This window comes from Paenibacillus sp. MBLB1832, assembly GCF_032271945.1.
GTDB classification, from domain to species: domain Bacteria; phylum Bacillota; class Bacilli; order Paenibacillales; family NBRC-103111; genus Paenibacillus_E; species Paenibacillus_E roseopurpureus.
On the sequence record NZ_CP130319.1, the window covers coordinates 4,499,603 to 4,524,706 of the forward strand.

At 46.6% G+C, this 25,104-nt stretch carries 26 protein-coding genes; 10 read left to right on the forward strand and 16 right to left on the reverse strand.

Annotated elements, in window-relative coordinates; genetic code table 11:
* Positions 1-36 precede the first annotated feature (36 nt).
* From MJB10_RS20215 to MJB10_RS20240, 6 genes are all read right to left on the reverse strand, one after another.
* Positions 37-1,902 (reverse strand): putative bifunctional diguanylate cyclase/phosphodiesterase, encoded by a 1,866-nt coding sequence (locus MJB10_RS20215; protein ID WP_314797639.1) that lies wholly within the window; start codon positions 1,900-1,902, stop codon positions 37-39.
* Between the two features lie 142 nt (positions 1,903-2,044).
* Entirely contained in the window at positions 2,045-2,407 is a 363-nt protein-coding gene (locus tag MJB10_RS20220; protein ID WP_314805778.1) for a DUF423 domain-containing protein, read from the reverse strand.
* Positions 2,408-2,443: 36 nt separating this feature from the next.
* On the reverse strand, positions 2,444-2,746 hold the full coding sequence (locus tag MJB10_RS20225; RefSeq protein WP_314797641.1) for a hypothetical protein: 303 nt from the start codon (positions 2,744-2,746) through the stop codon (positions 2,444-2,446).
* A gap of 99 nt (positions 2,747-2,845) precedes the next feature.
* The gene (locus MJB10_RS20230; RefSeq protein WP_314797643.1) at positions 2,846-3,766 is read right to left on the reverse strand and encodes an AEC family transporter; all 921 of its coding nucleotides are present in this window, start codon (positions 3,764-3,766) and stop codon (positions 2,846-2,848) included.
* 46 nt (positions 3,767-3,812) lie between these two features.
* Positions 3,813-4,253: a MarR family winged helix-turn-helix transcriptional regulator gene (locus MJB10_RS20235; RefSeq protein ID WP_314805780.1), complete on the reverse strand. Its 441-nt coding sequence runs from the start codon at positions 4,251-4,253 to the stop codon at positions 3,813-3,815.
* 88 nt (positions 4,254-4,341) lie between these two features.
* Positions 4,342-4,806, reverse strand: coding sequence for a hypothetical protein (locus MJB10_RS20240; RefSeq protein ID WP_314797645.1), 465 nt, complete (start codon positions 4,804-4,806; stop codon positions 4,342-4,344).
* Positions 4,807-4,929: 123 nt separating this feature from the next.
* On the opposite strand from MJB10_RS20240, the gene MJB10_RS20245 reads away from it, so the two are divergent.
* From MJB10_RS20245 to MJB10_RS20260, 4 genes are all read left to right on the forward strand, one after another.
* Positions 4,930-5,421, forward strand: a complete 492-nt coding sequence (locus MJB10_RS20245; RefSeq protein WP_314797647.1) for a hypothetical protein — start codon at positions 4,930-4,932, stop codon at positions 5,419-5,421.
* A gap of 132 nt (positions 5,422-5,553) precedes the next feature.
* Positions 5,554-5,970, forward strand: coding sequence for a helix-turn-helix transcriptional regulator (locus MJB10_RS20250; RefSeq protein WP_314797649.1), 417 nt, complete (start codon positions 5,554-5,556; stop codon positions 5,968-5,970).
* Positions 5,971-6,009: 39 nt separating this feature from the next.
* Complete coding sequence (locus MJB10_RS20255) at positions 6,010-6,948, forward strand: hypothetical protein (protein ID WP_314797651.1); 939 nt, start codon at positions 6,010-6,012, stop codon at positions 6,946-6,948.
* 73 nt (positions 6,949-7,021) lie between these two features.
* On the forward strand, positions 7,022-7,261 hold the full coding sequence (locus tag MJB10_RS20260; protein ID WP_314797653.1) for an NHLP leader peptide family RiPP precursor: 240 nt from the start codon (positions 7,022-7,024) through the stop codon (positions 7,259-7,261).
* 48 nt (positions 7,262-7,309) lie between these two features.
* On the opposite strand, the gene MJB10_RS20265 is transcribed toward MJB10_RS20260, so the two are convergent.
* The 4 genes from MJB10_RS20265 to MJB10_RS20280 all read right to left on the reverse strand — a co-directional run bounded on the left by MJB10_RS20265 (position 7,310) and on the right by MJB10_RS20280 (position 12,945).
* Positions 7,310-9,217 (reverse strand): HAMP domain-containing sensor histidine kinase, encoded by a 1,908-nt coding sequence (locus MJB10_RS20265; protein ID WP_314797655.1) that lies wholly within the window; start codon positions 9,215-9,217, stop codon positions 7,310-7,312.
* Between the two features lie 156 nt (positions 9,218-9,373).
* Complete coding sequence (locus MJB10_RS20270) at positions 9,374-10,330, reverse strand: 3'-5' exoribonuclease YhaM family protein (protein WP_314797657.1); 957 nt, start codon at positions 10,328-10,330, stop codon at positions 9,374-9,376.
* Positions 10,331-10,445: 115 nt separating this feature from the next.
* Positions 10,446-11,006, reverse strand: coding sequence for a hypothetical protein (locus MJB10_RS20275; protein WP_314797659.1), 561 nt, complete (start codon positions 11,004-11,006; stop codon positions 10,446-10,448).
* 73 nt (positions 11,007-11,079) lie between these two features.
* Positions 11,080-12,945, reverse strand: a complete 1,866-nt coding sequence (locus MJB10_RS20280; RefSeq protein ID WP_314797661.1) for an FAD-dependent oxidoreductase — start codon at positions 12,943-12,945, stop codon at positions 11,080-11,082.
* A gap of 342 nt (positions 12,946-13,287) precedes the next feature.
* On the opposite strand from MJB10_RS20280, the gene yhbH reads away from it, so the two are divergent.
* The 3 genes from yhbH to MJB10_RS20295 all read left to right on the forward strand — a co-directional run bounded on the left by yhbH (position 13,288) and on the right by MJB10_RS20295 (position 17,359).
* Positions 13,288-14,445, forward strand: coding sequence for a sporulation protein YhbH (yhbH, locus tag MJB10_RS20285; RefSeq protein ID WP_314797663.1), 1,158 nt, complete (start codon positions 13,288-13,290; stop codon positions 14,443-14,445).
* Positions 14,442-15,875 (forward strand): SpoVR family protein, encoded by a 1,434-nt coding sequence (locus MJB10_RS20290; protein ID WP_314797664.1) that lies wholly within the window; start codon positions 14,442-14,444, stop codon positions 15,873-15,875. Before yhbH ends, MJB10_RS20290 begins: the two co-directional genes overlap by 4 nt.
* A gap of 161 nt (positions 15,876-16,036) precedes the next feature.
* Positions 16,037-17,359: a nucleotide sugar dehydrogenase gene (locus MJB10_RS20295; RefSeq protein WP_314797666.1), complete on the forward strand. Its 1,323-nt coding sequence runs from the start codon at positions 16,037-16,039 to the stop codon at positions 17,357-17,359.
* Between the two features lie 24 nt (positions 17,360-17,383).
* On the opposite strand, the gene MJB10_RS20300 is transcribed toward MJB10_RS20295, so the two are convergent.
* The gene (locus tag MJB10_RS20300; protein ID WP_314797669.1) at positions 17,384-18,070 is read right to left on the reverse strand and encodes a GT-D fold domain-containing glycosyltransferase; all 687 of its coding nucleotides are present in this window, start codon (positions 18,068-18,070) and stop codon (positions 17,384-17,386) included.
* A gap of 170 nt (positions 18,071-18,240) precedes the next feature.
* Between MJB10_RS20300 and MJB10_RS20305 the strand changes: the two genes are divergently transcribed.
* A complete protein-coding gene (locus MJB10_RS20305; protein ID WP_314797671.1) occupies positions 18,241-18,963 on the forward strand; it encodes a glycosyltransferase family 2 protein in 723 nt (240 codons plus the stop codon).
* Positions 18,964-19,034: 71 nt separating this feature from the next.
* Here MJB10_RS20305 and MJB10_RS20310 read toward each other — a convergent pair whose 3' ends face one another.
* On the reverse strand, positions 19,035-20,138 hold the full coding sequence (locus MJB10_RS20310) for an ABC transporter permease (RefSeq protein ID WP_314797673.1): 1,104 nt from the start codon (positions 20,136-20,138) through the stop codon (positions 19,035-19,037).
* Positions 20,135-21,082, reverse strand: coding sequence for an ABC transporter ATP-binding protein (locus MJB10_RS20315; protein WP_314797675.1), 948 nt, complete (start codon positions 21,080-21,082; stop codon positions 20,135-20,137). The genes MJB10_RS20310 and MJB10_RS20315 overlap by 4 nt, the downstream gene beginning before the upstream one ends.
* Positions 21,083-21,301: 219 nt before the next feature.
* Between MJB10_RS20315 and MJB10_RS20320 the strand changes: the two genes are divergently transcribed.
* Together MJB10_RS20320 and MJB10_RS20325 are read left to right on the forward strand one after the other, a co-directional pair.
* The gene (locus MJB10_RS20320; protein WP_314797677.1) at positions 21,302-21,514 is read left to right on the forward strand and encodes a hypothetical protein; all 213 of its coding nucleotides are present in this window, start codon (positions 21,302-21,304) and stop codon (positions 21,512-21,514) included.
* A gap of 153 nt (positions 21,515-21,667) precedes the next feature.
* Positions 21,668-22,465 carry a hypothetical protein gene (locus MJB10_RS20325; RefSeq protein WP_314797679.1) on the forward strand — a complete coding sequence of 266 codons (798 nt, stop codon included), beginning with the start codon at positions 21,668-21,670 and terminating at the stop codon, positions 22,463-22,465.
* Between the two features lie 56 nt (positions 22,466-22,521).
* On the opposite strand, the gene MJB10_RS20330 is transcribed toward MJB10_RS20325, so the two are convergent.
* From MJB10_RS20330 to MJB10_RS20340, 3 genes are all read right to left on the reverse strand, one after another.
* Entirely contained in the window at positions 22,522-23,973 is a 1,452-nt protein-coding gene (locus MJB10_RS20330) for a nicotinate phosphoribosyltransferase (protein ID WP_314797681.1), read from the reverse strand.
* 46 nt (positions 23,974-24,019) lie between these two features.
* Positions 24,020-24,568 carry a cysteine hydrolase family protein gene (locus MJB10_RS20335; protein WP_314797683.1) on the reverse strand — a complete coding sequence of 183 codons (549 nt, stop codon included), beginning with the start codon at positions 24,566-24,568 and terminating at the stop codon, positions 24,020-24,022.
* Positions 24,569-24,732: 164 nt separating this feature from the next.
* Positions 24,733-25,053 carry an SPW repeat domain-containing protein gene (locus tag MJB10_RS20340; RefSeq protein ID WP_314797685.1) on the reverse strand — a complete coding sequence of 107 codons (321 nt, stop codon included), beginning with the start codon at positions 25,051-25,053 and terminating at the stop codon, positions 24,733-24,735.
* Positions 25,054-25,104 lie beyond the last annotated feature (51 nt).

Below are 25,104 nucleotides of genomic sequence, written 5' to 3' on the forward strand. Positions count from 1 at the left end.
AAAGGTACCTTTGCCTAATCGCAAAGGTACCTTCTTCTATTCACCTGCAGCTGCAATGGACGCGACAGGAATCCCATGATTAAGCATGTACTCCAATTCGTTGCCATCCACAGGAGGACTATACCAGTAACCCTGAACCTCATTGCAGCGATTCTGATAGAGGAAGTTCAATTGATCTTCGTTCTCTACACCTTCCGCTATGACTTTCAAGTTCAAATGGTGTGTCATCGCGATAATTGTCGCAACAATCGCGGCATCATTCGGATCCACCATAATATCTCGTACAAAGGAACGATCAATTTTCAATTTATCAATCGGGAATTTTTTTAAGTAATAGAGCGAGCTGTAGCCTGTCCCGAAATCATCAATGCTGACGTTCACGCCAAGCTCTTTGAGTTCGAGCAAAGATTGAATCGCATGGTCGACATCCATCGTCATGCTTTCCGTAATTTCCAGCTCTAGATACTGCGGTTCCAGCCCTGTCTGCTCTAGCACATGACTGATTTTCCCCTTCAAATTGTGTTGGAAAAACTGACGCATCGATAAGTTGACCGAGATTGGAATCGGCTCATATCCTTGGTTTTGCCAAGCTTTATTCTGCTTGCAGGCTGAACGCAGCACCCATTCGCCAATCGGGACGATGAGGCCGCTCTCTTCCGCAAACGGAATGAAATGATTCGGCGAAACTAGCCCTCTCTCTGGGTGAATCCAACGAATTAATGCTTCCACGCCGACAATACGTCCTGACTCAATCTCAACTTGAGGCTGATAATAGAGCACGAACTCTTCATTCGCTAGCGCGCGGCGCAACTCGTTCTCCAGCTTCAGCCTGTTAATCGATGTGGACTTCATGTCGGCATTGAACATTTGGAAGTCGTTTCTTCCTTTTTCTTTGGCTTTTGCCAGCGCAATGTCCGCATATTTCATGAGTGCATCCGCATCGTCCGAATCTTCGGATGAGATCGCAACCCCAATGCTTGCGGTGACATGCAGCTCATATTGCTCAAGCAGGAACGGCTTTTCCAGCACGCGATTAATTTCCGCGATCACGGTCATCACATCGTTAGCATCCTCCACATTGGAGTAGAAAAATGCAAATTCATCGCCTTCTGTCCGGGCTAAGAAGTCCTCTTTGGTCAGGCATCGCGTGAAACGCTCCGCTAGTTGTAAGAGCAGCATATTGCCATAGTCGTGGCCGAAACTATCGTTCACCAGCTTGAAGCGGTCAATATCCAAGTAGAATACGGCGATTTTATTGCCATCCGACTTCAACTGACGCAGACGCTCGTTCAAGTTGTCTTTGAACAACCGTCGGTTCGGCAAGCCCGTCATATCATCGTAATACGCCATATAGCGGACTTGCTCGTCGCCGCGTTTGCGTTCTGTGATATCCTGACAGATCAGAATATGCCCCTTTGCACTCCGATGAATTTCAACAGGCACTGCTGTCACATGCAAATCGACACGATAGCCGCGCTGATGATAAACCGACGTTTCGAACGTGAAGGGCATGCCCTGGCTGCTCTCCATCAATTGACTCTGCGTACGTTCCAGCTGCTCCTCGATCACGATGCTCAGGAAGGAGCGATGCATCAGCTCTGAGACGGCATAACCCAACATGAACTCCGCCATTTGATTCATTCGAATGAAATTGCCTGCATCGTCACAGATGCCAATCGCATTCGGATTGTGCTCAAACAACGAATCCAGCACACTTAGATAGGCGTGATCGCGGGGTAATTCCCTTGAACTCCCCTGTAAAGGCGGCGCTTTTCTTCCACGCAGAAAATAGAGAAGAAAGAGGCCCCCTACTAAGCAAATCCACGCCGCATATGATTTTATGAAAAGAATGACGAATATGGCTACTACCACATACACACCTATATAGAGCCTATTTCTCACTCTGTGGCCTCCTTGCCTAGTCCATCCCGCTCAACTTAAGTTACCAATCATTGACTAACTTCTACAAACTATGCGCCATTTCCTGCTAAGACGCCACAAAATAGAAAAAAGAGCCAGATTTCTCTGTCTCTTTTCGGGATTATTATTTGAGCGCAGCAATCGCAAGCAGGACCCAACCGACTAGAAAGCTCAATCCACCCAGCGGTGTGATAGGTCCAAAGACCTTGATTCCTGTTAAACTTAGCGCATATAGGCTGCCTGAGAACAAAATAATACCAATGAAAATCGCCCATCCTGACGCGTTGACCATGGACGTATTGCCCAGCTTGTCCGAAAGCAACGCGATCGCAAGCAAGGCCACAGCGTGAATCATGTGATAATGAACACCTGTTTGGAAAACGTCGATTTTATCCGGAATTCTCGTCTTCAAGTAGTGAGCTCCGAATGCGCCCAGCGCAACGGATAGAAACGCATTTAAACTTCCGAGTAACACAAATAATTTCATCATTCTGCGTAATTCCTTTCAAAGACCGACTGACATTTACTCAACTTCACCAATATCATGTTGCCCCACAATTAAACGAACAGGCTCCAAGAACACGCGAGTAACGGTCGGTTGCTCAATTAAATTCACTTCAATATCCATCACTTTATAGCGGATTGTTTTGCCTTCACGCTTATCATACACAACATCGAATTGACGCAAACCTAGCTGATGAATCACAACGGATGAACCGATATTCACAGCATTGGCCTCATATTCCCCATGCTCGAACAACACTTCAGATAAGATTTCATCATTCATATCCACGATCGTGACGTACTGGCAAAATTGATAACGCATCGTTCAAAATCCCCCTTGAATTGGATAAGTTTAGGTATACGTACCCATTCGCCGAAAATTGTCGAGAATCCTGCTAATGATATTCATTCCCACAAATCTTCAAATAAAATCCAACAGATAGATGACAATCGGTATCGTAAATAAGCTGAATAATGTCGAAGCAAATACCGCTTGTGAGGAGAATTCCGCCTCATTTTCATATTCGATTGCCAGAAGTACGCTGCTTAGCGAGGTCGGAACCGCACAAGAAAGAACCAAAGCTTGCGCGGTTAATCCTTCAATGCCTAGCAGCCACACGACGAAGAATCCGAGCAACGGTCCGATGGCTAATCGAAGCAAATTCGATAAGAGCACATTGGAGAAGTGAAACTCCCATTTCATCGCGCCAAGCTGCACACCCAACGTGAGCAAAGCCGTCGCCATGAAAGCGTTGGAGATATACGTTAACGGCAAATGAATCGACGTTGGAATCGGCAAATTCCAATAACGCATCAATAAGGCTATTGGAATTACATAAATGACGGGAAGTGAAAGAATCGTTTTCAGCGTAGCTTTCCAGGAAGCCTTGTGGGCATTCAGGGTATAAATGCCGTACGTATTCGGAATGAGCGTTTGCATAATCATGATCACGATTTGAATGGATAACGTATACGCATTGCCACCAAACACGGTTTGATTCAACGGCAGCGCATAATTCGCGCTATTATAAAAGATGACGCTATTGCGCATAGCGATACGCATCCCGCGCTTCAGCTTCTGAATGCGAATGATGACTTCGATCATGGCGAACAGCAAGCTAAAGAAAATAACAAAAAAGAGTAAGACCTGCATCAGAACGGAAAGGCTCATTTCCGATTCATAGAGCTTCACGAACACTAAAGCGGGCGAAAATACGTAGAAATTCAGCTTCGACAATGTACGAATATCGATACGAAAGGCGCGGTACATCGCCACGCCAATGGCGATCATAATACTGATCGGAACGATGTTGTTAACGAGAATAAATACAAAATAATTCATTGGAAAGCCTCGATTCGTATTCGTAGGTGAATTCCTTTATTTGGGCTTATGTAAAGGCATTCACGCTTGAAATGATACGCTTCAATTGCGCATTGAAATTCGCGATTTCTTCGGGAGATAAACCACTGGACGCGAATAACGTCTGCGGGATACAGAGCGCCTTCTCATAAAGGGCGAGCCCCATCTCCGTAATATGAATTAACACTACGCGCTCATCCTCCAGCGAACGTTTCCGCACGAGCAACTGCTGCGTTTCCATGCGTTTAAGCATAGGCGTCAATGTACCCGAGTCCAGATCGAGCTTCTCACTGAGCTCCTTCACCGTGCTTTCCTTTTGATCCCAGAGAACAAGCAGCACGAGATATTGCGGGTAGGTGAGGCCTAGCTCCTCCAGAAAAGGACGATACATACGCGTAATTGCACGTGAGCTCGCATATAAGCTGAAGCACAACTGATTCTCCAGTTTCAAAAATTCGTTACTACTCATGGCCGTTTCCTTTCCATTCGTCATATTGTGAACAATCGATTTGCTTCCAATTTAACCAAGGAATCGGGTTGATGTCAATGAGAGAACCTTATTGAGATGCGAAAGAGCGCCACACCAAGGGGGCGCCCTCATCCTGCCACTTTTTCATTGTTTTCAGCTCATTCAGGTGTTCTGGAGAGCCCCAGTATGACGTCACTTCGGTCGGATTTTTATACGGAATTTGAATGCCGTAAGGTAGTGCGCCTGCTGGATGGATCGTCAAGTTTTTGTATTGATCCGAGAGGCTGCCTTTCACGTCACTGTTTGCCGCTAACGGCACCATGTCTGGAACATTTTTCTTAATACCTGCGAGGTACGCTTCAAAATTCGCAAGTGAATCCGGTTTGGGCAAATTGTACTTCTCTCTGAGATCTTCCCGCGAGATGAAGCCAGTCGTTACATACTCTTTGTACGTGGCTGGGACTGTGTATATTTTGCCATCGATTTTATATTTTTGATCCCAATCTGTCCATGTTGTAAAATTGAATTTGACGGTTGCATTCAAATCTTTCAAAGCCAGCTTATTTACGAAGAAAGTCTTCGCATCTACAAGGACCAGCTTACCTTATTACGCTATGCGATTATGAATATTTGCACGGAGATTAGCAATGCCTCCTTCCACGCATAAGCAATTGATATGGGTGACGATCATATTATTTTGCTGCTTTCCGCGAAAGACAAGGATTACACCTGGGATCAACCTGCTTTCATTGAGCTGCTGAACACCATGCAAGCTTCAATTAGATCATTCATTAAGCTGTCCGTCTCTATGACGATTAGCCCGTTTCAAGAGGAGTCCACACAATGCAGCCAGCTTTACCAACAGCTGCTGGAAGCATCCTATCATCGATTGTGTCGCGGCCATGGCTGTATCATTTGGTCGGAGGAGATCATCGCATACCGCACGAAAGAATATAAATTTCCATCGCAAAAAGAGAAACAGCTGGTAGATTGCCTAATGACTGGCGACTCCGAGGAAGCTGAAAGCATCTATTTAGATATCGTCCGTGAAACCGCTCTCTATCCCTATACCGTCGTCCATTTAGCCATCTCTCACTTGACGCTTACGGTCAATAATGTGCTGACGACGATTAATGAGAAAACCTCTATCGAGGCCATTCAAGGATGAGCGACCGCGTTTAGAGGTGGGTTTTATCGCCAAATAGCAAGACGTTTTCGATAAGCGAAAACTTATACTTTCTATTGTGGTAAAAACAACGCTTTGGCGTTCCCGCTCTACTTGGATGCTGCAGTAGCTTCCTTGACGCATGTCGAAACGATGGATGAGATCAACGCGCAATTCATCGACGTGTTCCAAAAGCTCCAGAAAAAGCTGGATGAGAAGCGAAGCTCGAAGCATGTAGATCTCATTAAAAAGATGAATGATATTATTGATCGGGATTATGCGAATCAAAATCTATCGCTCAATTCCATTGCCGATGAGCTCGCCATGTCCTCCATTTATATCAGTCGATTGTATAAACAGCACACGATGGTGGCCATAACCGATGTTATCCAAGATGTTCGGATGAGAAAATCCAAATCTTTGCTTCTGAGCACGTCTCTTTCCGTTGCAGAAATTGCAGAAAAAACAGGATTTACCAACGATTCCTATTTCTATAGGTTGTTTAAGAAGTATAATGGAATTACACCCAATGATTTCCCGCAAACAGCTTAAATATGAAAGCAACTTCCTACAGAGAGGGATTGAAGAACGTTGAACTGGTTACAAGCACATGAACCCAAGTTACACCTCATTTTTGATGAAGCCAAAGAACTGATTCGCCAGTTCCCATCTCCCATGAATCAACTTGGCCTCGCCTACTTGGCCAAGTTCGATGCGAATGATGAAAGCAGCTCCAAAAACTATATCTGCTATCTCCTTCCCTATTGGATGGAAGATATTTGCGAGCTCCCCCCAGCAACATTCAATAAGCTGTCACTAGCAAATGTATTTGTCATGCTCTATTATTTTATTCAAGATGACATTATGGACTCGTCCAAAGGTGAACACACGAGCAAGCTGCCGCTAGCCAATTTATTTCATATGCGCTTCCTGGCTATTTACCGCGAGTTATTCCCTGCGGATTCGTCTTTCTGGGACTACTATGAGACTTATGTCACAGAATGGTCCCGAAGCGTCACGAATGAACAGCAATCTGATTACTTCCACGAAGATCGTCTGCAAATTGCTCGGAAAGCGAGTCCAGTCAAAAATGCCAGCACAGGCGCGCTGCTTCTTACGAATCAAGCGCATCTTATACCAGTCGTCACCGAAGCTGTTGAACAGTCACTGGTGACCCTGCAAATGCTCGACGATTGGGCGGATTGGGAAGAGGATATCGCAGAAGGATCCTATAATTGCTTGCTAGCTTCCATGCGAAAGCATCTGCAATTGGCTTCCATTAGCGAACTAACGCCTGATATCGTAAATCAACAGTTATATGTGTGTGACTTTCTTGCGGTCTATGGCGAGATTGGCAACAGCCACCATGATCGCTTACAAAGGCTGCCGATCCCGATGCATCAGCTAGAAGCTTTCCATGATTCCCTGGTACAAAACATTCATCGTGTTGCTCAGGAAATAAAAGGGAAAAGATCGACACTTGTTTTTGGCGGGTTCTATTACTTTTTGTCTAATTCTGAGAAAAAGTGATAGATTAGTACAATTTAATATGATATACTTTGAAATGTAGGAAAAAATACCCAATTGATCAGGAGTGATTCTAATGTCAACAAATGAAAGCGTAAAAGCACAAATTATTCAAAAAGCTTGGGAAGACGAAGCCTTCAAGAACCAGCTTCTAGCAAATCCTAAAGCAGCGCTCAAACAAGCATTTAACATTACACTTCCTGATGACATTAAGGTAAAAGCGGTTGAAGAAACATCAACGGAATTCGTGCTTGTTATTCCTACAAATCCTGCCAAAGTATTAGTAGCTTCAGACGGGGTCGAATGCGTTTGGTAGTATAAAAAAAAGGTGTTCTGCTGATTCAGCAGAGCACCCTTTTTTAACTCATTTTTCGGTAAACAATGGAAACTTCATAATAACCTCTGTCCCTACGAACTTCTGGCTCTTAAACTCGATTTGCCCCTTCATAATTTCCACTAATCGGAAGGTAACCATAAGTCCTAGGCCCGTCCCCTTTGTTTTCGTCGAATAGTAAGGCTCACCCAATCTCGCTAACTGCAACGGCTCGATACCTTCGCCATTATCCTTAATATGGATGAACACTTCCTCATTCTTCTCATAGGCCCAGATATGAATTTGACCATCGACCTGGAACGCTTCGATGCTATTTTTAATAATGTTAATCAGGACTTGCTTGAGCTTGGACGAATTGCCAAGGATATGCAAATCCGTTGGAATGCTGACATAGATATGACCGCCATTCAGCGTAGCCAGCGGCATAATAATGCCTTCGATTTGACTGATTTCCTTACTGACATTCAAGGAGACAAGCTCATCAAGCTGGGGCTTCGCAAACGTCAAGAAATCTGTGATAATCACCGATGCCCGATCCAGCTCTTCGATGGCAATGCCCATGTACTCTTTATTTTTGTCGTCCGTTCTTGCCGCAACTAACTGCAGAAACCCGCGTGTAACTTGCAAAGGATTTCTTACTTCATGCGCAACCGAAGCCGCCAAGGAGCTGATCATTTCCATTTTCTCGCTTAGCTGAAGCTGATGGTTGTAGAATTCAAGCTCCTTCGAATAATTCGACATTTGCTCTTGATTAATCGCAAAACGTCGGCCCAGAATCACGATAAGCGCAATGATGAAGCCAACAACGCCAATTTTCCATAAGAAAAACTGATACTTTTGATTGTTCGCGAAATATAGAATGAGGTCGAACACCCCCATCAAAGCAAAACTTCCGAATCCATAGGAGAAAATAACAGCTTCCTTATTACCACGAATAACGAAAAGAATCGATAATACTATGATCACGATAAATTGGAAAATCATAATGATTCCTAGGATGGTAACCGTAAAGAACAAATAGGGTTGAACAAACCGGTAATGATTCAATTGATTAAACAACATAAAAATAATAGAGATCGACGAGTATACCATCTGAAATTTACGGAAATTTCGTATCCATTTGAAATGGCCATTATCGAATACTTTCTCATAAAAGTACGTGAGTGATGGTAAAAAAACAGCTAATGATACATCGAATAGATCAACGAAAATGCTCCCAAATTGAGTGAAATTCGCGTATAAAAACGGTGAATAGGTGAGGAAAATCATACCTAGCGTTAAGATAATCAAGCACAGGGAAATCCATGTAGAACGCTGCACTTGTTTAAGAAAGAAAGAACAAATGAGCATAATGACAGAAATGAACAGAAACGCGCACCCAAGAATAATATTCTGTAAATCTCGGAAGATGAAAGCACGTGTAAGTTCGGCATAGTGATCTAAGCGTATCTCGGAATGAATCCCCAGTCTCTCCATCGAGGTTTGGAGTTTAAGATAAACGAAATTCCCTGCATCTTCGGTACTTAATGGGAGCAGAGTTCTTTGCTCATCGTAAGGGAAATCAAATTTGACATTCCTTACGAGTCGATCACCGATATAAATCGATGCCTGCTGCGTGTACATATCATCGATATACAGCCCCGAATCTTTCGGAATTTGCATTGGTAGTTTTATACGAATCCATGCCGTCGTGATATCGGCCGGTTTATCCAGCATCTCATCGTTGCTTGTGAAAGTCATCCATTTACCACTGGCAGGGGAAAAGATTAAATCTTCAATGCGATCCCCAGGCTGGCCCCACATCATATCCCAACTTGGAATCGCTTTCATTTCTTCAGACTGCTGCGCGAATGCATGATTGTCCATTATTAAAAAACTGAAAATGGCAATTAGCCATATTTTCCAGCGAAATTGATAGATAAGTTGCATAAGTTGCATGCATTCACCTTCCCCTAGTTGCGAGTGAATCCTTTACATTTTTAATATTTTTTTTATAATTCGACAAGGTTGCAAAGCTTTCCTGCTTTGTAAGGTAAACAATATGTAAATGAAAATAAACGCCTGGCTGATGATGTCAGCAGGCGTTTTACAGGCTTATATATTCAGGCGGTACATCGCTTTATTTTCCAACCCGCGGATCATCGGTGTCCATGGCTCGGATTCTGGTGTGATCAGCAAGGTATCCTCGACCATTTGCAGCTTGGCATCCATCGAGTCGATGTAATGCAGTGCTACGGCTTCAGGCAGTTGCGGCAGCACAGGGCTTCCCCACTCTGGCAAGTTGTGGTGTGAGAGCACAATATGCTGCAAGCCAAGAACGAGATCGGATTGAAGATCCAATCCGAGATGGATGGCGGCTTCTGTAATCCAATTCGAAGCCATGGAGATGTGACCCAGCAGCTTCCCTTGCACGCTATAGTCAGAAACAATGCCGAGCTGCGCAATCATTTCCTCTGGCTTGGCAATATCATGCAAAATAATGCCAGCTTTAATCAGGTCCGCATTCAGGAAAGGACGCTGCTTGCAGATAAATTCGCCAATCTCCAACATGCGCACGATATGATAGGCAAGCCCTGCGAAATACGCGTGGTGATGCGTCTTGGCCGCTGGATAGTGATCCAGTTTATCCCCGACTTTGGCAACACAGAAGGAAACGATCGAGCGAATATCGGCATTCGTAATACTAGCCAGGACGTTCTGAATGGTATGAATTAGATCAGCAGGACTAATTGGAGCAGAACGGATAAAATCCGTCATTTGAACGCCATCCTCTGGCTTGGCTTTGCGGATCTTGCCGATCTTCACTTGCAAGCGTTCCCGATACATCTGGACAAGTCCCTGGACCTTGACCAAGGTCATTGGGAAAAAGGTTTCCTTATCCGCGGTGCTCACATCCCACATTTTCGCGGATACTTGACCGCTAGCATCGCAGAGTACGATATCCATGAAATCCTTTGCAGGCGTTGTGTTCGTCTGTTTAACTTCCAATTCTTTAATGAGGTAAAACCCCGTAAATTCATCGGGTGCTTGTAAAGATTTAATTAATGTCATATATGTGCCTCCATTGATCAATAGGAACATTATACTACGAAATGCATCCTGTTGATTAGAGGCGAAGGAAGAAATTTATGGCAACGCCACCATGTACGCGGGTTAGACAATGCCCCTACATCACCAGTTCGCGGAAAATTTCGTTCAAATACACGAACTTACTCCACGGATATTTAAATCCAAGGAACACACCCGAGAAATCGATATGAACGGAAACTAAACGACGACTCGTAATCGTGCTTCGCACCAAATGATTCAACAATGCCTCATTCTTCGTATTAATTGCCTTTACGATTAGCGCGGCGTACCTTGGGTTACATTGGATTTCCCGATAAAATGGGATGACAGCCTGTGAGATAGCTCGATTGATCACCGCGCTGAACGTAAATTGAACTTGCCCAGGACGAATCGTCGTCCCGTTCGTAATGACTAACAGCGGTTTCGGCAGCGGAAAATCAACAAACCACCCCACACCGTTTGATGCAAGTGAAGAGATCGGCTCAGCGCCGATAGCAGAGCGGAGTAATTGATTCATCTGCGCAACGTCCGCTTCTCGAACCGCTTTGGCCCACTGTAGCGAGAAGGAACGATTGCTTGCTATTTTCCGATAAAACGGCAGCATCACTTTCGCCACCTTGCGAATGGCAAATACACGTTGCTTAATCGGTTTCACCATGATGACATGCACCTCCTCTAAGTCATATAGACTTAGACTATTGCATGCAGGCTGATATGGTGTGGGCAGGTTCTTACAGGCGTGTGATGCTTACTTCATCTCGCGCATCATTCCACGCCCAGCGGAAGCCTAAAGCATGTCCAAGCTCCTCCAGGCTTACCAGCTCAAAATTGTTCAACACCTTGACATTGGACGTCGGTATGTTCCCTTTTTTCCCTTGTGCGGAATACTGAATGAGCTTATTCACCTCATCGTACTGGGCATCTTCATAACCGAGCAATTCGAACGTTTGACGAATCGGCACCCACGGAATGCCCCCTATGGCAATGGGCTTAATCCCCTTAAACGCAAGGGCACGACCTTCGACATTGATATGTATGAACGGCAGATGATGTGCAACCGTATTTCCTTTTAATAACGTAATAATTCCACGATCAAGCTCTGACTTCTCTGCCTCCGAAAGGTGTTCGATCTTATTGTTCGCAGTTTGGTTAGACAGCTTAATGTGATATTTAACTTCCATCCGATGATGAAGCTTCGCCATCTCCTCGGCTGTTGTCGATTTCAGACTTCGGCCTCGCAGCTCACCCATCAAGACACCAATCGACTCCCCAGCCATGGCCCCATTCGGTTGAATTCTCGCGCTGCCATAGGCAATGGCGGTCGCTCCAACCAATTTTCCTGTGGTGACGACGTTCTCATAATCCTTCAGCAAGTAACTGCGTAGTGGAATTCCGTACTTATCCGGGCGTCCGATAGCCAGCCCCTCTCGATTGGAACGAGAGCCTTGAATATCAAGAAAATAACCGCCGATGGAAACGTTATCCCAGAACATCCGACCGCTCATTAAATCGGATACTTGCAGGACGTAGTCCGTCGGATAGTGGTTGTATTCACGTACATATAAATCGTTAGGCTCGCCATTTAATTCCGCATGTTCGAAGCCTTTCAGATTCTGGCGGAGATGTTCAAGAATGTAAGGCATTTCCTCCTTGGCCTCTTGCAGCCCCTTCGTAATGGTCTCCTGACGACTCGGATCGATGCCGTACACCTGCAGGGCATTAATAATGATTTCCCCATCGCCTTGATTTAGAATGTTCAATCCGCGCAAATTAAGTTCAGACTTGTTATGCAATGAATAGGCAGCGACGATCGGCGGAAATCCATAGGCAATATGGGCATCCATATAGCTCTCAGGACCGTAGAGATGTGCCCGTTCATTTAGATCCAAAGACCAGAAATGCTTAGAAAATGTATCCCAATCGATACCTTTGAGTTTCATCATGTAGGTGCCGCTCATATATTCCCGATCCTTGCCCCCATAGAGCGATTCCAAGCCAGGAAGCGGCTGTACACCTAATTGGCGGATGAGCGCTGCGTCTTCGGAATTATCGACGACATAGGAAGGCTCCACCTTCCGCTTCTCGCCGCTCTCATTGGCATAAGTAAAAGAAACAACCTTGCCATCCGACACTTGCACATCGCTAAGGATCACATTTTTCTCTATCGGTATGCCTTCAATAAGTCCGTGGAAATAATGAGCGAACTGCGCCTTTTTGCGAATGGAACCTTTCGTATATTGGTCGAACAGCTCCTTCATGCCGCCTTGCATGAGCGGTTTTCCTTCATCATCATATGTGCCGTCGAGATAAAGCATTTCACCTTGAATCAGCTGCCCGCCCAGCTTCCCCTTCGTCTCGAGAATCAGAACGTCGAGTCCTTCCTTTTTCGCCTTTTGCGCCAAATACATGCCTTCGAGCTCTGTACCTATGACAACGACATCCGGCTGATACATCGATCGCGTGTGCAGGGTGAATCCGCCATCACTGTCTCGGTACAGACCAAAGTACGCTAAAACGCCGCCTGCTGCGGAAATGAGTATCAATAGGCTTGCAAGCGCTGTCCATTTCGTACGACTGGCTACTCTAAAATTCCACATGTGTCACCTATATCACATCAGATTAATTGCTACCCAGGAACTATGTACAAAAAGCAGTTGTTCTGTTCTATCCAGTTGGCCGCTTCTGTTCTATTGTATACATCCTTCCTAGTATTGCCAAGCCTGATCTGTAATAAAAAAACTGCCCCAGTTCCCTATACAATCGCGGGAAATCAGGCAGTCATAGAAATACTGGAAAGGCCGGTTGTGATTTTTTGGGATGATAAAAATTGGGCCGCCAACTTCATATCCACCCGCCTCCTGAATATATTTAGTAACAAGCCTTATTTCCTTATGTCTGAATCGCGTCCCGCTTACCATAAACGCCAAGGAGGTGTCCCCATGACAGAGCCGTTATTTATCGTTTCCAAAGAGGATTGGTCGCTGCATCGCAAAGGATACCAAGATCAAAACAGGCATCAAGAAAAGGTCAAAGAGGCCATCAAGCAGAACCTCCCCGATCTCGTTACGGACGAAAGCATTGTCATGTCAAATGGAAAACAAGTCGTCAAGGTGCCGATAAAAAGCCTCGATGAATACCGCTTCCGCTACAACTTCAACAAAGGCAAGCATGTGGGTCAAGGAGACGGTGACTCGCAAGTTGGCGATGTCTTAGGGACGGATCCGCAGCCCGCGCAAGGGCCAGGAAAGGGTGAAGGCGCAGGCGATCAAGCCGGCGAGGACTATTACGAAGCGGAAGTGAGCATGGAAGAGCTGCAGGCGATGTTATTTTCAGAGCTGGAACTGCCGAATTTGCTTCAAAAAGAAAAGAAAAATATGACGACAACGGAAGTCATCTTCAACGATATTCGTAAAAAGGGGATCATGTCCAACATTGACAAGAAGCGGACGATTCTTGAAAATATGCGGCGCAACTCACGCTCCAGCTCGCCTGGCATCCATCACATTTCACCCGATGATCTTCGTTTTAAGACGTGGGAAGAAGTCGAGAAGCCGCATTCCAATGCGCTGATTATCGCCATGATGGATACCTCGGGGTCCATGGGCTCCTTTGAGAAGTACATAGCCCGCTCCTTCTTCTTCTGGATGACCCGCTTCCTGCGCACGAAATATGAGAATGTGGAAATTGTGTTCATCGCCCATCATACAGAGGCCAAGGAGGTTACCGAGGAAGAGTTCTTCACGAAAGGTGAAAGCGGTGGAACGATCTGCTCGTCCGCTTACCAAACCGCCATAGACATTATCGATAAGCGCTACCCGCCGTCGCAATTCAATATTTATCCGTTCCATTTCTCCGATGGCGATAATTTAACCTCTGATAACGAACGCTGTGTGAAGCTGATTACGCAGTTGATGGAGCGTTCAAACATGTTTGGATACGGTGAAGTCAATCAATACAATCGCAGCTCAACCTTGATGTCAGCCTTCCGACATATTAATAACCCCAAATTTCTACACTATGTCATCCGTGAAAAAGGTGAAGTGTATAAAGCTTTGAAAACCTTTTTTACCAAAAAGGAAGGAGTGCCTGCACAGTGAGCAAATCCTACATCCAGCAGCTGGAGTATGCGATCGATGAAATTACGGAGATAGCGAAGGGCTTTGGGCTCGACTTTTATCCGATGCGATATGAAATCTGTCCAGCAGAAATCATCTACACGTTCGGTGCCTATGGGATGCCAACGCGCTACAGTCACTGGAGTTTCGGTAAGAATTTTCATCGTATGAAAACACAGTACGACTTCGGATTGAGCAAAATTTATGAGCTGGTCATCAATTCGGACCCCTGCTACGCGTTTCTTCTCGACGGCAATTCACTCATTCAAAATAAACTGATTGTGGCGCACGTGCTGGCGCATTGCGACTTCTTCAAGAACAACGCGCGTTTCGCCAAAACGAACCGCAACATGGTCGAGAGCATGTCAGCCACCGCTGAGCGCATTCGCCAATACGAAATCGAACATGGCATCGACGAGGTGGAGCAATTCATTGATGCAGTGCTGGCGATTCAAGAGCATATTGACCCTGTCTTGACCTTGTCATACCGCCAAACCCGTAAACGTCAAGAAATGAACAGGGCATCTTCGCCTTCGTCTCCGACGGGAGCAACGTATGGCTACGAGGATTTATGGGACCTAGACAGTAGAAACAAACCTGCCACCGCACAGGAAAAAGAAGAAGCGAAGCGATTCCCGCCGAAGCCGGAGAAGGACATTCTCCTTTTTATCGAAGAGCATGCTCCTTACTTGGAGAACTGGCAACGGGATATTTTGACCATGCTGCGGGATGAGATGCTTTATTTCTGGCCGCAAATGGAAACGAAAATCATGAACGAAGGCTGGGCTTCATACTGGCATCAACATATTCTGCGGGAAATGGATTTGACCGAGGAAGAGACGATTGAGTACTCTAAGCTGAACTCCTCCGTCGTCGTGCCGTCGCGGCATTCCTTGAATCCCTACTATCTCGGAGTCAAAATATTCGAAGACATCGAAAAGCGGTGGGATTCCCCGACGGAAGAGGAAATTCGCCGACACGGCCGCACGCCTGGGCAAGGCAGGAAGAAAATATTCGAGGTCCGCGAGTACGAATCCGACACGTCCTTTATCCGCAACTATTTGAACAAACCGTTGGTTGAGGAATTGGACCTGTACGTATTTGAGAAGAAAGGTCCAGAGTGGAAAATTACGGATAAAACGTGGGAGAACACGCGGGATCAGCTCATTTACTCCCGTGTTAACGGTGGATTCCCTTATATCGTGATCGAGGATGGTGACTACCAGCGGAACGGGGAATTGTACTTGAAGCACATGTACGAAGGTGTGGAGCTGGATTTGAAATATGTGGAGCGCACGCTCCCCTACATCTACAAGCTGTGGGGCAAATCGATCCATATGCATACGATGGTGGAAGATAAGCCGGTGCTGTTTAGTTTTGATGGGAAGAAGCATCATCGAAGATTTTTGTAAGGGGATGTATAACCGTCAGGAGATCCTGGCGGTTTTTTGGTGTTAAATTGCATTGCACCACCACCATAAATACAATTTCAATCAATAGGACAATGTCCAAGCCGATCAAAGGTTCTTTCATATACTAGTCTGAAAGAATAGTTTGAAAGGATGGATGGGGCGTGACGATCAAGCGGGATGTGGGTGAAACCGGTCCTCGGATGCGAACCATAGCCATAATCGGGCTAGGGTATGTTGGACTTCCGCTGGTTTTGCATATGTTAAAAAATGAGTACAGTGTCGTGGGCTTTGATGTAGATGCTCAGAAGATCTCAGCATTAAGGGCAGGAACGAGTTATATTACAGAAATTGGGGATTTTGAAATTGTGGAAGCCCTTTCGACTGGGCGGTTGGCAGTGACGGATCGGTATCAAGAAATGGGTGAAGCGGATGCTTTCATCGTATGTGTCCCCACCCCGCTTAGTGAGCGGGGGACGCCAGAATTAAGTTATTTAACGCAAGCTGTTTCCGAGATCTCCTTGCTTGTTCCCAAAGGAAAGCTGATCGTCCTAGAGAGCTCAACATATCCAGGTACGACCAGGGAGGTTGTTGCCCCGATTTTGGAGCGAATCGGACTGACGATTGGGCAGGACGTTTATTTGGCTTACTCGCCTGAGAGAATTGATCCTGGTAACAAGGATTTTCCATGTCACAAAATCCCGAAGGTTGTTGGCGGGATGACACCAGCCTGTCTGGAGCGAGTCGAAGAACTATACAGAGGTGTATTTCCCCTTATTCATTCGGTCTCCACCGTGGAAACGGCCGAGATGGCCAAGATCATGGAGAACGCTTATCGATTGGTCAACATTTCCTTCGTCAATGAACTGGCCATCATCTGCGATGAGCTGAATCTGGATATTTGGGAAGTGATTGAAGCGGCGAAAACGAAGCCTTTTGGGTTCACTGGCTTTTATCCAGGACCAGGGATTGGAGGACACTGCATTCCAGTTGATCCTATTTATTTGGAATGGAAGATTGGGCAGTATGGGCTAGGGTCTGAATTCATTCAACTCTCGCAATCTGTCAACCACCGTATGCCCCAATATATTGCAGGTCAGATTCAGAAGCTCTTAAATACGAGGACATTACAACATACCCGGATGTTAGTTTACGGGGCAGCCTATAAGAAGGACATCGCCGACTCACGTGAGTCTTCGGCCCTTGAATTGATGCAAGTCCTGCAAAATTTGGGAGCTCATGTCGTCTACCACGATCCTTATATCCCACACGTAAAAGTGGGTGGCGAGTTATGGGACAGTGTGGAGCTAAGACCTGAGCTTTTGGCAGAAATGGATGCTGTGATACTAGCTACGGACCACTCTTCGATGCCACTTTCCCTCATTCTTGCGCAAGCGAAGCTTGTCTATGACACGAGAAATGCAACACATGGCTATGAAGGGGTAGGAATGGCCAAGGTTGTCCGCTTAGGCGGCGGTGGCCATTAAGGCAAAAAAAGGGCCGGCTGATCTTTAAGCCGGTCCTTTATGCTTTTTATGCCATTGGCCGAAATCGAGGGCAACTTTCCGTGTTCTCCTCGCGATTCTAGGAGCGAGAATGACCGCATTTACACCAGTCGAGATGAGAACCAAGTCGAAGGTGTGCCGTTTGGCTCCGACTTTATCGACGGTATGGCTGATTTGTTTATAATGGGTGAAGGAAAGGGTTCCGACTACGTTTAACCCTCTTTTCCGCAATTTTTTCTTCATGCTTTTGGCGTGCTTGCTGATGATGAAGATCCTTCTGCCCCTCAACAGTTTCCAGAAGTCTTTGTCTCCAGTGGCATACCGATTGATGCAAGCATTGCAAGTCAAACGAGGGGATATACGGAAGTAGGCGAACACCTTATTAGTTAGTGGACGCTTCTGATACCTCGGCGCCCGAATCAATGTATCGTTTGGCGACAATAAGCCAACTATGGAAGCTCTTCGAATTTCGCTTACCATCTGATTGCGTAGTCGAAGATTAGGCAAGGTTACCCCCTTATCCTTCCTCTTAACCCAAGGCTCCTTCATCACACGTTTGATGGACCACAGCGATTTCTGAGATAGGCAAATATTCTCACCATCACCAATTCGGACTAGCGATAACGGTTTTTTATGATTCAAAGCGTATCGAATTCTTGTGTATGTTTGTCTCCTCGTCAAAAATTCCCCCACATAATCGCCTCACTTTCCTGTAATCCCTTTATCATATGACTCTTCCTGTAGAGGGTTTGGGTTCATCTGTTTGCATATCAGAAATCCGCAAGTATCCCTATCATTGAACATTTATAGAGAGGAAGAATACACTATATCTCAGATATCGCTGAGGAAAAGGGGGCTGGGTAGTGAAAACGAAGAAGCAACTCCGTCGCCACGCAGGTGTTTCGGTAATTACGGTAACGAATAAGCCCGACTTTATGAAAAATATCATTCGCAATTATCGACATCAGACATGGTCCCGCCGGGAATTAATTATCGTCTTGAATCACCACAGGATGAAACCCTCCGCTTACAGAGCCTATGCGAAACGAAAGGGCGTACAGGCTTCTGTTTTTAAGCTGCCAGAGAAAGCTTATTTGGGAGAATGTCTGAATTATGGCATTCGTAGAGCCCGCTTTAAGTACATTGCCAAATTTGATGATGATGATTACTATGGACCTGCTTACTTAGGGGAAGCGGTCCACAAGGCAGAGAGCACGAAGGCAGACCTCGTTGGAAAAAATCAATTTTATATGTACATGGTCCATACGAAACAGCTTTTACTTGTGAAAAAAGGAAAGAAGAATTCTGTAGCTGGGGCGACGTTAGTATTCCGGAGAAGTCTCTTCCCCCGCGTTAAATTTAAACGAATACGCGCCGGATCGGACATGATGTTTCTTCAGGATGTGTGGAAGCGTGGCGGTAAGACGCGCACCGTAGGTAAGCTTCACTTCGCCGCTATCCGCAGAGCGAATCAATCTAGGCACACCTGGAAAATCAATCAAACGACGATGCGGAATATGCGGGCGACCGTCATTGCGCGGACAGGAAAGTACGAGGGTATCGTGCGAGGACTCAAGCGTAGATGAGAATGTTTGAAGGGCATAAGACCGGTATTGTACCGAGCTCATGCCCTTCATTTGTTTGATTAGACTATCTCTTACTCCCACTTAAACGTGAACGTAGCAACGATGAAGGACACCACCAACCAGATCGCCAGCATTAGCCCTTCTTGCCAGAGCTCGCCAAAGCCCGCCCCCACGTTCATAACCTGCCGGATGGCGGTGCTGAGTTGAGTGATCGGAATGGATTTCACGATGGGCTGCAGGAAGGCCGGCATGCTGGACACAGGGAAGAACACCCCGCCCAAGAACATAAGCGGAAACGAAATCAAGCCTGCAATCGGCCCAGCGCTTTCTGGCGTCTTCGCCACACCCGCGATAATGAAGCCGATGGACATGAAGGTGAGCGTCCCCACCACGATAAAAAGCAATAGAAGGGCCCAAGAGCCGTTCACTTGCGTGCCGAATATTAACGAGCCGACAAGCAGAACGATCAACGCCTGCGCGGTGTTCATGACGAGGCGAGCGGTAATCTGCGCGGCAATGAAGGTCGACGCTTTCAGCGGCGTGCTCTGCATCCGACGCAGGACACTGCGCTCTCGCCAGGAAGCAATTTGACCAGAAACGCCGTTCAAATTGTTCGACATGATCATCATGGCCAAGATACCTGGCACTAAGAAATCAATATACCGCAGCTGCAAGGCTTGCACGCCAATGGGTTCAACTCGAACAATCGGCATATAATTCGATAATAGTTTGGATACGCCATCCGCTACCTGATTCACCGTTTGCAAGCCGATTTGAGCGCTTTGCTGGTTCGTCTGGTCATAATACACTTGCAGGAAGCTAGCCTTCGTGCTGTCTGCCCCCTTCGCGCCAACGGCTTCACCGTAATTTTTTGGCACAATAATAACAAGTTTCTGATCGCCGTGCTTCAATTGCTCCAGCGATTTATCCACATCTTCCGAAGGCTTCAGCTTCAAAATGGCATTCGATTGCAGCGCCTCCACCATCACTCGCGATGCCGCACTTTGATCCTGGTCGATCACGACGCCATCCAAGGTAATGTCATTGCCTTTTCCAAGAAATGAGCCCAACATAATCATGAAAAATAACGGCATAAACAGCGTGAATATAAGTACCTGACGATTTCTTACAAAAAAACGAAGCTGACTGAGCGTCAACTGAATATAGGCATTCATTCTTCGTTCAAGCTCCTTCCCGTCATGGAAATGAACACATCTTCCAGCGTAGCTGTCCGTGTCTGCAGATCGGTGAATTCGAGTTTGCCGCCTGCGCTTTTCTCAATCAGATCGATTAAGGAGTCCTGCAGCTTATCCGTGTACAGCACGAATACGTCCTTGCGCACATCAATCCCTTTCACCTCACGAACTTCGTGAAGCTCCGCCAGCACACTCTCCTTCTTCACTTCATCGAGTTCAGGCAGTCGGAACTCAATCGCGCTATCCGATTGCAAGCTTCGCACGAGATTCCGCGGTGTGTCGAGTGCGACCACTTTCCCCTGATCCATCAAACAAATGCGGTCACAAAGCACATGTGCTTCTTCCATATAGTGGGTGGAGAGGACAATCGTCTTACCACGTTCCTTCAACTTCAAAATAATGTCCCAAAGCGTCCGCCGCGCCGTGGGATCTAATCCTGTCGTTGGTTCATCCAAGAAAATAACTTTAGGATCATTCAAAAGCGCCAGTCCGATCGCCAATCGCTGCTTTTGCCCGCCGGATAAATGCTTGACTCTGCCCTTTCTTTTGTCAGTTAATGTCATATCCGCTAATAACGGCTGAATCGGAACTGAGTTGGGATAAAAGCTGGCGTACATTCTCATAATTTCCTCAACCGTCAGCAGCTCAAAAAGCGATGTCGATTGCAACTGAACGCCGATCACTTCTTTGACCTTTGCTAGGTCTTTCTGCGTATCGTACCCAGCAACGATGGCACGGCCGCCATCCGGTTTGCGCAGTCCCTCAATCATCTCCATCGTCGTTGTTTTGCCTGCGCCATTAGGACCAAGAAGCCCGAAGACTTCGCCTTGGTAGACCTGAAAGTTAACGCATCGCACGGCTTGAAACGAGCCATAATTTTTAACCAGCTCATCCGCTTCAATCACAATAGGTGACGACTCCATAACCACGATCCAACTCCTCCGCTTCCAAATTTTAACGTAACTTCTCTTATCATATAACAAAATGCAAGGCGATTACACTTTTACTCAAAGTGTGGAAAACAGTCTGTTACAGTTGACAGAACTAGTGGAAATCCGACATCAGCAATCGACGAACTTATTGAGAAAGTTATGATAATCTTAATATCACTTAATAATTCTATTCGAAGGAGATGTGTTGAAGTGAGAATGAATATTTTATGGAACAAGAAACCGATTTCAGTCAATTTTGTAGGCACAGACCACAAGCTAATTCCCTCTTTGATCAACGCTCTTCGTTATAACAAATTCACAACCATGAATTTAGTTAATTCCATAGAACGTGTAGATTTGTTTAGCTCAGAAGCAATCCTTTATGCGACAGATGGAAATAAAGCGCGTATTCCGATTTTTTAAATCGCTTGCGTACATAGAAGAAAATACCCCTGAGAATGATAGAGAGTTTCTATCCTTCTCAGGGGTATTTTGTGCGATTACAAGCATAATTCCCTTCCCTTTTTCATAGACTGATAGAAAGAAGATCATTACTACGAGGATGGAGTCGATGCTATGTACGTTATCCGCTTTCTACGAAAACATACTGTCCTCCTACTACTCTACTTCCTCATCACTACGCTCAGTTTCCTAGGCACCTTAATATGGGGACTTCATGATCGGCCACTGCCACATAGCCCTTTGCGAACGGCAACCTCTTATAGTATCAAGCCCGCCAGTAATGGCGTCCTGCTGCATATCATCGAGACACTGCCAACGAATATCGGACTTAAAGCGATTACGGCGAATGTAACGGAACGCCCCGATAATGGGATTAATGGCGGTTTCTTCTGGCAAGGGTACTTGCTGAGCATCGCCGTCATGAACGATCACCCTGTCAAAGGACAACCTGGCGACTATGGATCGGGCTGGTACAATACGGATCGGAAGCGCGGAACGCTCGTGTGGGATGAGAAAGCACAAACGTTTACCATCCAAGTCGTTGAAAATGCCAGTGAACTCAAAGTCATGGATCGCAGCCATTATTGGGCGCAAGGCGGCGTCTCCATGGGGCTTACGAATCCATACGGATGGGCCGATCAAGCCATTTCGGAGGAAATGCCCGTCATTACCGAGAAGCGCATGCGCTCCGGCATTGTGTATGATCGATTGAACAACGTGTATCTCGTTGTGGCGCCAACCCCTTGCACAGGGGAGGAATTCCGCACAGCTGTGCAAGAGCAAGTAGGGGACAATGGGCTCGTGGATGGGCTATTCCTTGACGGAGATGGTTCCTCCCAACTCAAAGTGGCGAATTTCTTGCTGCCAGGCGACCACCGCGAGGTGTATCAAATGATTTCTTTGTTGCGATAAAAGAAGAGGGACGTCATGATAAAAACATGGGAAATCAAAATCGAATAAGAGGGACGTCATGGATTGGCGTGAGCATGTATTAAATCCATTTTCTTTTGCCACAAGGCTTCGCTCAAATTCACGCGATACACTTCGGGATTGAGCAGCCGCACATGCTCGGGCCACAAGGTCTGCATTTGCTTCGCATGATAATCACGAATCTCATTCAGGCTAGGAAGCTCGTAAATGAGCTTGCCATCTATGAAAATTGGTTGAAGCAGCGGAATCGCTTCGTATCCCTCTACATATTTGAAGATGTAAGGGTGGAGGGGGTCGAACAGCTTAATTCGCGCCCCTTGTCGAATGCCATTTTCGTCCTGCAAAGCCAAGTAATCCGCTTCCGCTTTACCCGTTGCGCGGTTAACAATCCGATAGGCTTCCTTGAAGCCCGGATTGGTCACTTTCTCGGGGTTGCCCGAAATCTTAATCACCGGCACGAATTCGCCGTCGATCTCGCGGGCAACGAGCTTATACACCCCGCCGAGCGCAGGCTGGTCGGCGGCGGTGATCAGCTGGGTGCCGACGCCCCAGCTGTCGATCCGGGCCCCTTGGGCTTTCAGCCCTGCGATGATGTGTTCATCCAAGTCATTGGATGCCACAATCTTCACCGCAGGAAAGCCCGCCTCATCCAGCAGGCGCCGCGCCTGCTGGGACAAGTACGCCAAATCGCCGCTGTCGAGGCGAATGGCGTTCAGTTGCTTGCCGCGGCTGGCGAGCAGGCGCGCGGTCTTGATCGCATTCGGCACGCCGCTGCGCAGCGTGTCGTAGGTGTCCACGAGCAGGGTCACCTGCTCGGGCAGGGCTTCGGCGTACGCACGGAAGGCTTCCTCTTCCGTGTCGTGCGCCTGCACCCACGCGTGCGCGTGGGTGCCCTTGGTCGGGATGCCGAACAGCATCCCGGCGCGTAGGTTCGATGTCGCGTGGAAGCCCGCGATATAGGCGGCTCTGGCGCCCCAGATCGCGGCATCCGCTTCCTGGGCGCGGCGCGTGCCGAACTCCAGCAGCACGTCGTGCTGGGCGACGCTTTTGATACGCGAAGCTTTCGTCGCGATGAGCGTTTGGAAGTTCACGAACTTGAGTATCGCCGTCTCGATCAACTGGGCTTCCCACATCGGAGCAACCACACGCACGAGCGGCATGTTTGGAAATACGAGGGTGCCTTCGCGAACCGCGTGCACATCCCCTGTAAATGAGAACCCGCGCAGCGCTTCGAGAAACGTCTCTTGGTAATTTTCCTCCTGCTCCCGCAAATACGCGATTTCCTCATCGCCAAAACGCAAGTTTTGCAAATAATCAATCACGCGCTCCAAGCCTGCAAATACGGCGTATCCACCGTGAAAAGGCAGCTTCCGGAAATACATCTCGAACACTGCTCTGTTCGTATGGGTCCCATGCATCCAGTGCGCGTACATCATGTTGATTTGATATTTATCCGTATGCAGGGTCAATTCATTCCTAGCCTTCTCCATGTTAAAACGCCACCTCTCCTAAGAACATTTCCCGTATTCGTTCATTTTAATTTGACCAATCCCGAACAACCTTAGCCCCTAGCGTCTGCTCATAATGCCTCAAAGCCCAAGCATGACCCTCGTGATCAAAGCTGGCAACAGCATCCGCATGAATGGTAAGCGCAAAGCCCTTATTATACGCGTCAACCGCGGTATGTAAGACGCAAATGTCCGTGCACACCCCCGCCAAATGCAGCTCATGCACCCCGCGCGCTCTCAATTTCAGTTCAAGATCCGTCCCGCAGAAGGCGCTGTATCTTGTTTTGTCCAACCAATCCATGTGATTGTGGCGATGATTGTACACACTTTTCAATTCTCCATAGAGTGCTCGCCCTTCAGTATCTCGAATATTGTGCGGAGGGAACAACTTCGACTCAGGATGAAAAGGATCTTCCGCTTCATGCAAATCAACTGCCATAACAACGTAATCTTGTTGGTTTACAAATTGCTCCGTCAACTCGCATACGCGCTGCTCAATGGCGATGGCTGGCTCCCCGCATGGCAGCTTTCCAACGACGAAATCAACGGTATAATCGATAACAATTAATGCTTTCATGGTCATCGCCTCATTTTTATATTTTCAAAATGACATTATCAAATGTTAAAAAGAATAGCCTACCTGTAAGTGTACAGTTCAGCAGTTTAATTAGAGCTCTTTTGTTTATTTTTATATTGTCATTATGACATAATTAATTTCATGATGCAATAGGCGAATTTCAATCATTGTGAATCTGGGTATATATTGGCATAGTTCACCAGAATGGTCATGAATCCGAAGAAGATGAAGGAAAGGAAAGCCAGCATCCCCAGCTGAAACACATTCGGAAGAACGATGCTTAATGCACCTGTGACCACGCAGGCCCAGTTCTGCCACATATGATCCCCAGTTTTGCCCAATACTAACATCGAACATACAAACTGCAGACTCCCGATTATCGCACATCCGAACAGCGCATTCGTCACATCCCCGAAACCAAACACCCATGGATTAAGAAGAACCCAGATTCCCATGATCGCCGACAGACAATTTCTCAAATACATAAGCGAACACTCCTCTTTATTCATGATGTTCTAGTATATGCAAACGCTTAC